Genomic DNA, 11,647 nt, shown 5'->3' on the forward strand with positions numbered 1-11,647 from the left:
AGTAAAAAACAAGCTCTTCTATAATTTTCAGGATATAATATTGTGTTTTCTTGACTAGTACGGATTTATGCTATGAGTTGGCTAAAGAAATTGTTGCCTTCAAAAATTAGAACAGAAACCTCACAAAAGAAGGGTGTGCCTGAAGGTTTATGGGTTAAGTGCGCAGGGTGCAATGAAGTCCTCTATCGTACGGAACTTGAAAAAAACCTTTCCGTTTGTCCGAAATGTAACCATCATCACCGCTTATCTGCCCGCGATCGCCTGGCTCAATTTTTGGATGAAACCGGTTGGGAAGAAATTGCAGCAAACCTGGAGCCTATCGACCGTTTGAAATTCCGCGATTCAAAAAAATATAAAGATCGCATCAGCCAAGCGCAAAAAAGTACCGGCGAAAAAGAAGCTTTGGTGGTTTTAAAAGGTACCTTATTGCAACAGCGCGTTGTTGCCAGTGCTTTTGAATTTAATTTTATGGGGGGCTCCATGGGAGCCACCGTAGGGGAAAAATTTGTTCGTGCCGTGACTTTAGCCACAGCTGAAAAGCGTCCTTATATCTGTTTTACAGCCAGCGGAGGCGCAAGAATGCAGGAAGGCTTATTTTCTCTCATGCAAATGGCAAAAACTTCAGCGGCTCTGGCGCGTTACGCAGAAACTGGCTTGCCTTTCATTGTGATCTTGACCGATCCAACTATGGGCGGTGTATCGGCAAGCTTTGCTAGCCTTGGGGACATCATCATTGCAGAACCCAATGCCCTTATTGGCTTTGCCGGCCCCAGAGTCATTGAACAGACAGTACGGCAAACATTGCCTGAAGGGTTCCAGCGCAGTGAGTTTTTATTGGAACATGGGCATGTAGATATGATTGTAGAGCGTAAGGCATTGCGTAATACAATTGGAGAATTGGTCGCTAAATTGACTCAGCAAACCCTTTATTCAGGAAATGAATAATTTCGTCCATTATACCCTTGCTGATTGGCTGCAATATCTTGAGGAGCGCCATCAGCAAGAGATCCAGTTAGGTTTGGCACGTGTTTTAAATGTTGCCAGAAAGTTGGATCTTCATCGCTTTACTGTCCCGGTCATTACTGTTGCAGGCACTAACGGCAAAGGTTCCACTGTCGCCGCTTTGGAAGCCATTTATGGCAGCGCCGGGTATCGGACTGGAGTTTATACTTCTCCACACCTCTTGATGTTTAACGAACGCATACGAGTCAATCAACAGGCAATTTCAGATGAGGATTTGTGTGCAGCATTATCTGTTATTGAACAAGCGCGAGGAAATATCCACCTTACTTATTTTGAAGTGGCGACTTTGGCTGCCCTTTTGCACTTTAAGCAATCCGGTTTGGATCTTATTATCCTTGAAGTCGGTATGGGGGGACGGGCGGATGCTACCAATGTCGTGGATGCTGATTTAGCAATCATTACCACCATAGCTTGGGATCATTGCGAATATTTAGGCGATACCTTGGAGCAAATTGGTTATGAAAAAGCAGGTATTTTAAGAAAAAACAAATTTTTCATCTATGCTGATGATAACCCGCCAAGTAGTGTCATCGAGGAAGCTAAGCGGCAACATACAATAAGCTGTTTTTTAAATTTGGATTATCGTTTCGAAGAAATAGACCGATCGTTTCAAATCCACCAAGGTTTGCAATGCCTTCCATTATTGCCAGTACCTGGCATTAATTTAAAAGCGGCCGCAGCAGCAATAATGGCAGTTCGCTGCCTGCATGAGCGTTTGCCTGTAGAGGATGCCAATCTTTACGATGCCATGCAAAATGTATTTATTCCTTGCAGGCAACAGATTATAAAAAACAAAGCGACTGTCATTCTGGATGTGGCACATAATTCACAATCTGTTGATTTATTAGCCGGTTTTGTTGCAAAATATGCACAGGGTAGAAATGTATATGCTGTATTTTCAGCATTGAAAGATAAAGATCTTTGCGGTTTAATTGAGCCTATGCGTCTTTTAATAAAAGCATGGTATCCGGCTCTACTGCAGAATAAACGCGCGGCTGATGTTAAGATGCTTAACCATGCATTTCGCAAAATAATTGCGTATGAACCTAAGTGCTATGAGCATCCTTGCAAAGCTTATCAAGCCATTTATGAGCAAGCCGGGGTTGAGGATGTCATTGTTGTGTATGGCTCTTTCCATACGGTTGGCCCCATTTGGGATAAATTAAAAACAAGCTCACACCCGATTAACTGCACGCAACAGAATAACCATAGGAGAAGCTAGATGAAATTTGCATTGGATGAGCGGCTCAAGCATCGATTAATTGGTGCAGTTGTCATTATTTCTGTTGCAGCCGTTTTTTTGCCTGCCCTTATGAAACAATCCAATTATCGTTTTGATGACAAAGTCAGTGTATCCATTCGTTTGCCTGAGAAACCAACGGCACCTAAAGTGGCGGTTCCTGATGAACATGCTATGTTTCAATCAGTCAAAGTGGCGCATGTGGATATTTCAAATGCCAGTGAGATAGCGCGTATACCGCAAACTGCAAAAGCCGAGCCGCTTAGCATCGTTCCTGCAGCCAGCAATCGAACTCCTGCACTGGCTAAAGCAGATTCTTTCACAAAGCCAGCCATAGCCCAGGTTGCGAAAAAACCTGCTTTGCTGCCTGTCGCTAAAAAAGAGGTAGTTCTTAAGGGTGTATATGGAGTACAAATTGCTTCTTTTACACAAAAAAGCAATGCCCAATCCTTGGTGGAGCGTCTGCGCAGCAAAGGTTATAAAGCCAGCTATAGTAAGTTTGCAGGTAAAAATGGCGATTTTTATAAAGTGATCGTCGGGCAAATGAAGCAAAAAGATGAAGCGATAAATTTACAAAAACAATTGGCTGAAAGCATGCGTTTAAATGGCTTTATTGTAAAAACAGGGGTTAGCTAAAGATGGTTGGAAATTGGGTAGACTATTTTATTATAGGCGCCATTGGCTTATCCGCCGTCACCGGATTATTCCGCGGGTTTGTAAAAGAGTTAATCGCCTTGTGTGTCTGGGTCGTCGCAATTTGGCTTTCTTTTCGCTACTCTCCACAGGTTGAGCTTTGGCTGCAACCATATTTACATGAGAAAAGTATACGAACAGTTGCCGCTGTGATTGCAATATTTCTTACTGCCTTAATTGCAGGTGGTTTATTTAATGCTTTGCTGAGTTTTATTTTGAATCGCTCTGGCCTTAGCGGTACCGACCGCATTCTCGGCATGGGGTTTGGTATAGTGCGCGGTGTGTTTATTGTGGCCTTAATTGCTTTGGTAATAAAAATGACGTCGATACCGTTTGAGACTTATACTCGGCAATCATTGTTATATGCCAAATTTGATCCGGTGGTAAACTGGATATCTCAATTTGTGCCCGAGTTTATCAAGCAGGTCAAAGTCTTTGATGGCGATGACAAAGAAATTATTGATATAACCCCTGCGCCTTAATGTATTCCGCTATTCCGCCAGGAAGGTAACTGCTCACATCATTGCCTTTCTTGATTTGTTCGCGCAGCCAAGATGATGAAACGGGATAGAACCCCGCATTATAAAGATAAATTTTTCCTGCAGCGCAATTTAATAAATCTTTTTTGTTTAAGGTTTGGTGTTTTTGCAGCACTTTTTTTAATGCATCTGGACTATTTTCAATTGTATCCGTGGGGCGCTCCATTACCAGAATATTGGCAAGTCCAATAATTTTTTGCCATTGATACCATTGTGGAAGCTGTAAAAAAGTATCCATTCCCACCAGTAAATTAATAGCGGTACATTCACCACATTCCTTGCGGAAGCTTTTTAAAGTCTCCACCATATACGAAGGCCCTTCACGTTCGATTTCTCTTAAATCAATTTTAAAGGCGGGGTAGGGGAATACTGCCTGTTGCAACATTTGCATCCGCTGTTTGGCAGAAGCTTTAGTTGCCTCTTTTAATAAAGGGATTTTACATGGTAAAAAAATAAAAGATTCAAAATTAAACTCATTTTGTACTTGCAGCGCGGTTTTTAAATGACCATTATGAATCGGGTCAAAACTGCCTCCATAAATAATTATATTGTGCATTTATTATCCTTATGGAGTTATTGTTAATCCAGTCTTAATATTTGACTGCATATAATATGGCATTTGGGTTTATCTTTATGCAAGAAATTACTCGCGAAAAATTTATTGAAATTTGTAATGAAGCAATCCATAAAACTTGCCAAGATGTTGTTCCTGGTAATCAGTTAAGTGGCTATATCCAATTTCATAATGCTATTAAAAATGATTTCATTGATAAAGTGTTGCGTCCCGCACTCTTTAAGACCCAAGTGGATGATTATGCCTTAAGGCATGCAATTATTAAGAAAGCAGGCGTTGGAAATTGTTATGAACGTGCTTATTATTTAGCTGTTGAACTGACGCGACGTCTCACCCAGGCAGGAACACAAGCTGTAATTTTCCTGGTGGCATCCAAGACAGTTGATCATGTGTTCAACCGGGTTGAAATTAAATTGCAAGGAGAGCTTAAGCCTTCTCTTTGGGAAGTTGATGCTTGGGATCCACGCATAATTGATATCACACAAAGGCCAAACAAGACGAGAAAAAATGCGGAATTTTTAAAATATGGCGAAGAAGTAAACATTAAACGATTTTTCTCTACTGCAGATTTCCAGGAGATAACGCCTGCTCAAGCCATTCCAGCAATTAAGCCTCCCGAAAAGGGGCGGGCCTTGCGTTCGCCTACCCCTGAGCCAGACATGCTTGCAAAACATGATTGGCTTTACAGCGATCAAACGGTAAAGGCAGCCTATAAAGCGCATTCTTTGTGTACCCCAGCAAAAATGCATTACATGCAGAAAATTTCTCTTTGGCAAAAAGATACACCGGATACAGGAGAGTGCTCAAGCTCCACCTTTAATTGCATGTGAAATTTAATTTTACTATAATTTCATATGAAATAAGGGGGATCTAGCGATGAGAACGAGCTCTATAAATAACCCTGCCAGTGCTAATCAGGACGCTATACTAACCAAAGCTATCCTTAAAATGGCCAATTTTTATGGGTTAAATGGCAAAGAGTTAAGTGAAATTCTCGGCATAAGTGAAGCAACCGCCACACGCTTGCATCAAGGCAAGAAACAACTAGCTGCGGATACAAAAGAAGGAGAGATGGCTCTCTTATTGTTAAGATTATATCGTAGTTTGAATGCATTGGTAGGAAACAATCACGAAAAAGCCAAGGCTTGGCTGCGCAGTGACAATTACTATTTTCACAAAAAACCATTAGAACAAATTAAAACCATAGCCGGCTTGGTTGCAGTTGTAAATTATTTAGATGCTATGCGTGGAAAAATATGAACATTTGGATGTTATGTGCAGGTGAAAAACAATTACAGCCTATACAGACGGAGCCATGGCGTGTTGTTGAAGCACAACATATTTTAAGCGTCAGGGATTTGGTTGATACGCCGGAAGAGCACGATATCCTTGAAGAGCTAATAGAACAAACCAAACCTTATGTAGCTAAGGATAAGGATTATTTAATTTTTACGCCGTTTCGCTATCCTCCTTTAAAATATGGCTCCCGCTTTGGTCGCACATTCGAACCCTCTTTATGGTATGGCTCGCTTGAGCTTGAAACTGCTTTTGCGGAAGTTGCTTACTACCGTTTAATGTTTTTAAATGACACGACTGCGCAACTTGGTTATATAGAAGTATTATTAACAGCTTTTACTGCATTACTAGATACCAAGAAAGGAATTGATTTGACGGTAGCGCCTTTTAATCAATATCGTGCCCAAATTTCAGCGAAGGATACTTATGCTTACAGCCAAGTGTTAGGTGCTTCCATGCGCTCGGCTCAGGTGCAAGCCTTTCTTTATTTTTCAGCAAGAACAAAAAGCGCAAGAAAAAATATCGCTGCATTTACTCCTGACGTATTCAAAAAGAAAGACAAACATTTTGCTTTTAATCAGCAAACGTGGCAGTGCATTGCGAATAAACACATCGTAGAATTTACACGATCCGAGATTGCCGGTAGAAAAAGGTGCAGCTTTACTGCAGAACAATTTACTGAACTTACCCCCGAGATGGCCGCCATGTTTTAAATTTATTTATGCGGTACATGCAATAATTTCCTGGTGAATATCGCCAACCATATCATGTGTTTTCCCGCATAAACTAAAGAAAAATGTGCCAGTCGTTGCATATTTTATAAGCCCGGGAATAGCCAATGGCACTACCATCAGTATATTTAGCAAAACAAGCCCGATTTTTTGCAATGTATTATACTTATCAAGATTATGGTTTAAATAGACTTCCTGTATGTAATCGCTGATGGCAGCGGCTTGATCTATGGCATCATTAAAAATTGTTTGGTATAAAAACTTTTTTGTATGCTCTAAGATTTCAATCCTTTTCTCATCGTTATATTTTAACTTAAGCCTTTTTATTTCATCTTCCAAAATAGGGATCATTCGTTCAGTAACGAGTGAAGGTACGCTGGATGTTATAAGGCCGTCTTTTATGAGCAGTGGGACTATCAATTTCTGAAGCTGTTGGTTAAAGTTTTCCTTAATGAGCCAATCGCCATTTTCTCTGTACTCATATATATCTTGTAAATCCAACAAATTATGCTCGATAAAAGGTTGTAAAATGGATTGTATGTTTTCATTTGCCTCAGGGGTAATTTGGGTTCCATAATATGGCTTTAACAGCAAGTTAAAATTAACCATCAAGTTATTTATTATGGTTTTCGCCGTATAACGGCTTTCAAAAAAACGAGTTAATTCGCCTTTAGTACCTTCATTAAGCGAGCGGGGTTTAAAACGATCATCGCTATATCCCCTGATTTCTGCATGACCTGGAATTTCCCAGCCTTTTGCCTTGGCATGCTCGGCACAAAAAAAGTGAACATGTATGCTGCTGCCGTCAGGAATAGCATATTTTGCAACCCAGGTTTCTGCAAACTCATTGACTATATTTTTTCTTAATTCAGCGAGCCATGTGGCGACAGATGGTTTTTGTGTTAATTCATACACTATTTCGCACAACTGAGTATGAGCCCCAGTTGCGCATACCATGACTCGCTCACCCAAATTTAAAACAAATTGACGCTTTTTATTGATATCCCAATCTTGGATAAGAAAATAAATGGTTTCCAGATTTTTTTTATAAGCTAAAAAATAAGCTGCTTGCACCTGGGGATTCTCATCTACATAGCTCGTATCAGCTAATTTTATTTTCAAAAGGGCGATTTGATTTTTAATATCCTCTACATCCAGACGATAAACCAGATCAGCGGAGTCTAATACGACTTTTGCCAGTTCATCGATTAGAGTGGAAAGTTGTTTTTTATAAGTTTCGCGTTCTGTCCTATTATACGAGTAGCAGGGAATTTGTTCGTACAATTGAGTGACTGCAATATCTAAATCTTCCTTATTTATTTCAACAGATTGTGTGGGTAGAAATGCAGTTTGCGTTATTTCATAAATACTGTTTTTCATTGCAGAAACCGTGTCAATTTTTGCAGCATGCTAACACATTGTAGCAATATATAAAACATATTGATGGTATACATGACTTGTAGGCTTTTTATTGCCTATTTTGCTGGGTTACTTAGCCAATTTTCAATTTGTTGACAGGTAACCTTAACCACATGCAATAACTGCTGATAAAGAGAATTTAGAATAGGTTTATTTCCCGACTTTTGTGAATGTTCAAGGTATTGGCAAGCATATTTAAGACGTACAGCGCCGCAATATAAAGCGCTTCCCTTTATTTTATGCGCAATTTTCCCAATGGCATCCCAATTATTTTGTTCATAGGCTTTTTGCAAGTTCATTAAATCCATATCAATTTCTTGAGACAACATGAGATGCAATGCCTTTCGCAAAATGTCTTTATCGCCCAAATTGGTCAGCGCGACCTCGAGATCCAGCAATGGGTATTGCTCAAGCCTGAAAAATTCATCGTGGTGATGAGATATCGTTTGCTCTCCAGAAAAACCACTATTTTCAATATCTTGTTTTTTTTCTTTTAGAAAAAACCGGCTCAGAATAGTGGAAAATGTATCCATATTAATAGGTTTGCTAAGGACACCGTTCATGCCAAAATCAAGACATTTTTGATGAGTTTTAATTTCAGCATGTGCGGTTAAGCCTATGATGGGTGTCGGTTTCTTTTTATGTAAAGCTTCCCAATCGCGAAATTTGCGGCTGAATTCCTGCCCGGAAATACCCGGTAAGCCAATATCGGAAATGATTAAATCAAATTCCATGGTTTTTGCAAGCTGCAGTGCATTCTCGCCACTTTGCGTGGAAGTGAAACGACATCCTGCCTTCAGGGCAAAGGATTCAAGCATCTTTAATGATATGTGGTTATCATCGACCAGCAGCAGATTGGGTGCATTTGCAATAAATTGCTGATTCTGGATGGGAGATTTTTCCGAAACCATGTCAGTGGCTTGCGATGCACTTTTCCGTATATCCCATCGGGAAACATAGGTACTCTTTTTTTGGGCATCAAATTTTAAGTTCAGAATGAAAGTACAGCGCGTTCCCACGTTTTCTTCGCTAACTAAACTAATTTTGCCTCCTAGCAGCTGCACATAGGATTGCACGATGTGTAGCCCGAGGCCATGGCCTTTATAAATACCCTTATAGGAGGGAGTAACCCGATGGAAGCGATCAAATACTTTGCTTTGCTGATTTTTGGGGATGCCAATGCCGGTATCTGCTACGGAAAATTGTACGCGAGCAGAATTATCCAGGGTTTCCAGTAATAGAACTTCAATGGTTATATAACCTTTTTCAGTAAATTTAATGGCATTCCCTAAAAGGTTTAATAAAATGCGGTGTAGTTTCGTGCGGTCGGTAGTTAAAAACCTGGGTACAGCAGGAGCAAGTTGGACTTTTAAATCCAATCCTTTGACTTTAATGGTCGGCATTTCAAGGCGGACCAATTCTTCGATAAATTGATAAAGATCAAACGTGGTTTCCTTGACTTCATCTTCACGGGCATTCCCTAGTGACACGATGTCCAAAATACTGTTTAGTAAAGTTAATAATTGCTCACTGCAATCATGGATCCATTCGGCATATTGCTTTTGCTCTTCATTCAGGGCTTTTTCTAGTAACAAGTCGGCCATGCCGATGACACCACATAACGGGGTGCGGATATCATGACTCATATTTTCAAGAAATTCAGTTTTGGCGAGGCTTGAGGCTTCTGCTTTTTTTGTCGCCTCTTTCAATTCAGCTTCTATTTTTTTTAAATAGGAAATATCAATGGTATTACCAACAACCCCAACTACCTTGCCTTCTTTATCTTGGAAGGGTCTTTTGGTAGATAGCAATATTATTTTTTCGCCTGTCGGTAATTGAGTTGTTTCCTCGCGGGTAAGCTCAATCTTTTTTTCCATCACCTCCAGATCATTTTGCCGGTATGCGTGAGCAGTTTTTGGATCGAATAATTGATAATCTGTTTTGCCAAGCACTTCCGATTCAATTCCTTTTTTAATAAACCCCATGCGGTATAAGCTCTGCACGCAACGTTTGTTAACCCCGGCCCATATGCCCTCTACATCTTTCCAATAAATATCGCCAGGTAATATATTAATGAGATTGGTCAATTGGGTAATTTTGGATTCTTGTTCGGCGATTTTTATTTTTAATTCATTAATTGTTTTTTCTAAACTGGCCGTATCCGTTTTCGGCGTGGATTTAACTGTTTTAGGCTTGTCCATTATTTTAAATAAAATTCCAGGTTAGTTAGTAAAAGCATAGTAAACAGTGAAAATTTTTCCTATTTTCAACAAGTTTCATTGCGTAATTATTATAGGTTCTTTTCAATTTTCTTCATATTGCTCAGATTGAAAAATTATTTAACTTGATTTAGGGAGGTATAAAAAGGTATAATTTTTGCCCACAAAACGTATTATTTGCTCATTAACGGGATTTTATTATGTTAACTCCAAATGGACAATCTGCACACAAAATAGAAAAAGTTATGTTGTTAGCCATGTGGGCCAACACGTTAAATGAAGAAGTTATTTCGCAAGAATCGGCAAAAACAAAGAAATTAATTTTTGCGGGTCTTGGTAAGCCCACTTATCCGATTAGCACACATACCATTTCATCTCATTTATCTTATTGGCAAAGATTGGATGAGTTGGCCAAACAATGGTTTGACAGTGTGGATGGAATGGAAGAAAACCCTGCTATTGATTACGGTGATCCGCGCGGTGATACACCACCAAGGCAGTTGATGGCAGAAGCCATGTCCAAATGGTATGCGGCAGATATTGCAAAAGAAAATATTTTATTTACAGTTGGAGGTATCGCCGGGTTAGGAATGCTCTTCGATACCCTCAATGCTCGTTATACGGATATCCCTGGTTATCGTGTTGTTACTCCTTTTCCTCATTATAGTGCGTACGCCAATAATCCTGTGCATCGCTTACATCCTGTGGAAGTCATGAATGAGCCTGGATTCAAAATAAAAGCGCATGCGCTGGAAGCGAGCATCAGGGAAGCGTATCGCCTGGCAGAACTAGATAACGGTATACCTAAGGCCGTTTTAATTTGCAACCCGTCTAATCCTCTGGGAAATATTGTCGATGAAGCAGAAATGCTGAAGATCGCTGAAGTTCTACGTAAGTACCCTGATTTACATATCATTTTTGATGAAGCTTACGCAGAAATGTGTTATAAGCCCATGCCTTCTTTCCTCAAGCTGGCTCCTGATTTAAAAGAAAGAACCATCATCTTGCGTTCAGCAACCAAAGCTTTTTCGGCAGCAGGCGAGCGTATGGCCGTTATGATGGTTTTTGATCCTGTCTTAATGAACGAATTGCTTAATAGAAGCGTCAGTTATTTTGTTCACGCTCCTCGTTCTGCACAAATCGCTTATGCTCAAACCATGGCTAACTTTGAGGCTGAGGAACATAAAAAAATGTCTGCTTTTTATAAGAAAAAAGTGGATTATGTTATCGAACGCTTGCATGACATGGGAGCCAATGTTGCTGATCCGGAGTACCAGGTTGAAGCCACCTTTTATGCATTGGGCGACTTCAGTGATTTATTTGGTTTGGAATTGCCGGAAGAAACTTTCCGTGCTTTGCAAAAGAAAGGTAAAGTACAAACTGGGGAAGACATTGCCTATTATTTGCTTTTTAAAGATTCGATAATGATTGCACCACTCAGTTATTTTGGTTTGCCAAAAGACAATGGCATTATCCGCATTACTTGCAGTGACAGCCCACAAGAATTAAAAGAAATGATGGATCGTTTGGAGCAACGCCTGCTGAATGCTAGAAAAATCAGAAAATTAGCTCTGCTTAAATACATTGAACAACAATTGTTAAGTCTCGAAAAAGTAGATGCATCCATGCATCAAACTTATGTCCAGCAATTGGCAGCGCTTGAAGCAGAAGATGATACCTGCCTTAACTTAAAGGTTAAAAATCAGGTGCTTTCTGAAATTCAAAGGACCATTGCGGCTATTTTGATGAGCAAGGAAGAATTGTTATTTGACAAAAAACTTGTAAAAACATTACAACCTGGCTTTATAGCTCATCATGAAAAATTAGACATTTAAATAATAGAGGAGTAAGGAAACTCCTTAGTTAATTTTTCCCAAAGCCCCCGCTTCATCTTCCTGTTAAATGCTACACTA

At 39.8% G+C, this 11,647-nt stretch carries 11 protein-coding genes; 8 read left to right on the forward strand and 3 right to left on the reverse strand.

What is annotated here, in order from left to right; all coding sequences use genetic code 11:
* Window positions 1-72: 72 nt before the first annotated feature.
* From accD to NKV53_RS02820, 4 genes are read left to right on the forward strand one after another with little or no spacing between them, the layout of a single operon-like run.
* A complete protein-coding gene (accD, locus tag NKV53_RS02805) occupies window positions 73-945 on the forward strand; it encodes an acetyl-CoA carboxylase, carboxyltransferase subunit beta (protein ID WP_126954928.1) in 873 nt (290 codons plus the stop codon).
* Window positions 938-2,245, forward strand: coding sequence for a bifunctional tetrahydrofolate synthase/dihydrofolate synthase (folC, locus tag NKV53_RS02810; RefSeq protein ID WP_253350657.1), 1,308 nt, complete (start codon window positions 938-940; stop codon window positions 2,243-2,245). The genes accD and folC overlap by 8 nt, the downstream gene beginning before the upstream one ends.
* A complete protein-coding gene (locus NKV53_RS02815) occupies window positions 2,246-2,899 on the forward strand; it encodes an SPOR domain-containing protein (protein WP_126954930.1) in 654 nt (217 codons plus the stop codon). It abuts the gene before it with no gap.
* 2 nt (window positions 2,900-2,901) lie between these two features.
* On the forward strand, window positions 2,902-3,438 hold the full coding sequence (locus NKV53_RS02820; protein ID WP_126954931.1) for a CvpA family protein: 537 nt from the start codon (window positions 2,902-2,904) through the stop codon (window positions 3,436-3,438).
* Here NKV53_RS02820 and nadD read toward each other — a convergent pair.
* The gene (nadD, locus tag NKV53_RS02825) at window positions 3,413-4,051 is read right to left on the reverse strand and encodes a nicotinate-nucleotide adenylyltransferase (RefSeq protein WP_127057370.1); all 639 of its coding nucleotides are present in this window, start codon (window positions 4,049-4,051) and stop codon (window positions 3,413-3,415) included. The genes NKV53_RS02820 and nadD overlap by 26 nt on opposite strands.
* A 77-nt stretch (window positions 4,052-4,128) precedes the next feature.
* Here nadD and NKV53_RS02830 point away from each other — a divergent pair, with 77 nt between their 5' ends.
* The 3 genes from NKV53_RS02830 to NKV53_RS02840 are packed head-to-tail and all read left to right on the forward strand — an operon-like array spanning window position 4,129 to window position 6,078.
* Window positions 4,129-4,899: a hypothetical protein gene (locus tag NKV53_RS02830; RefSeq protein ID WP_253350658.1), complete on the forward strand. Its 771-nt coding sequence runs from the start codon at window positions 4,129-4,131 to the stop codon at window positions 4,897-4,899.
* Between the two features lie 46 nt (window positions 4,900-4,945).
* Complete coding sequence (locus NKV53_RS02835; protein ID WP_127032691.1) at window positions 4,946-5,329, forward strand: antitoxin Xre/MbcA/ParS toxin-binding domain-containing protein; 384 nt, start codon at window positions 4,946-4,948, stop codon at window positions 5,327-5,329.
* Complete coding sequence (locus NKV53_RS02840; protein WP_127057372.1) at window positions 5,326-6,078, forward strand: RES family NAD+ phosphorylase; 753 nt, start codon at window positions 5,326-5,328, stop codon at window positions 6,076-6,078. Before NKV53_RS02835 ends, NKV53_RS02840 begins: the two co-directional genes overlap by 4 nt.
* Window positions 6,079-6,084: 6 nt before the next feature.
* Here NKV53_RS02840 and NKV53_RS02845 read toward each other — a convergent pair whose 3' ends face one another.
* A complete protein-coding gene (locus NKV53_RS02845; protein WP_127057373.1) occupies window positions 6,085-7,476 on the reverse strand; it encodes a hypothetical protein in 1,392 nt (463 codons plus the stop codon).
* Window positions 7,477-7,571: 95 nt separating this feature from the next.
* Window positions 7,572-9,716 (reverse strand): ATP-binding protein, encoded by a 2,145-nt coding sequence (locus tag NKV53_RS02850; RefSeq protein ID WP_127057374.1) that lies wholly within the window; start codon window positions 9,714-9,716, stop codon window positions 7,572-7,574.
* 218 nt (window positions 9,717-9,934) lie between these two features.
* Between NKV53_RS02850 and NKV53_RS02855 the strand changes: the two genes are divergently transcribed.
* Window positions 9,935-11,569: a pyridoxal phosphate-dependent aminotransferase gene (locus NKV53_RS02855; RefSeq protein WP_126954831.1), complete on the forward strand. Its 1,635-nt coding sequence runs from the start codon at window positions 9,935-9,937 to the stop codon at window positions 11,567-11,569.
* Window positions 11,570-11,647: the final 78 nt, after the last annotated feature.

Origin of the sequence: Legionella sp. 27cVA30 (assembly GCF_024160945.1) — a bacterium.
GTDB classification, from domain to species: domain Bacteria; phylum Pseudomonadota; class Gammaproteobacteria; order Legionellales; family Legionellaceae; genus Legionella_A; species Legionella_A septentrionalis.

Coding starts and splice junctions, on each gene's coding strand:
- NKV53_RS02815 (WP_126954930.1), top strand. CDS start 2,246: ATGAAATTTGCATTGGATGAGCGGCTCAAGCATCGATTAATTGGTGCA.
- folC (WP_253350657.1), top strand. CDS start 938: ATGAATAATTTCGTCCATTATACCCTTGCTGATTGGCTGCAATATCTT.
- NKV53_RS02845 (WP_127057373.1), bottom strand. CDS start 7,476: ATGAAAAACAGTATTTATGAAATAACGCAAACTGCATTTCTACCCACA.
- accD (WP_126954928.1), top strand. CDS start 73: ATGAGTTGGCTAAAGAAATTGTTGCCTTCAAAAATTAGAACAGAAACC.
- NKV53_RS02850 (WP_127057374.1), bottom strand. CDS start 9,716: ATGGACAAGCCTAAAACAGTTAAATCCACGCCGAAAACGGATACGGCC.
- nadD (WP_127057370.1), bottom strand. CDS start 4,051: ATGCACAATATAATTATTTATGGAGGCAGTTTTGACCCGATTCATAAT.
- NKV53_RS02840 (WP_127057372.1), top strand. CDS start 5,326: ATGAACATTTGGATGTTATGTGCAGGTGAAAAACAATTACAGCCTATA.
- NKV53_RS02820 (WP_126954931.1), top strand. CDS start 2,902: ATGGTTGGAAATTGGGTAGACTATTTTATTATAGGCGCCATTGGCTTA.
- NKV53_RS02855 (WP_126954831.1), top strand. CDS start 9,935: ATGTTAACTCCAAATGGACAATCTGCACACAAAATAGAAAAAGTTATG.
- NKV53_RS02835 (WP_127032691.1), top strand. CDS start 4,946: ATGAGAACGAGCTCTATAAATAACCCTGCCAGTGCTAATCAGGACGCT.
- NKV53_RS02830 (WP_253350658.1), top strand. CDS start 4,129: ATGCAAGAAATTACTCGCGAAAAATTTATTGAAATTTGTAATGAAGCA.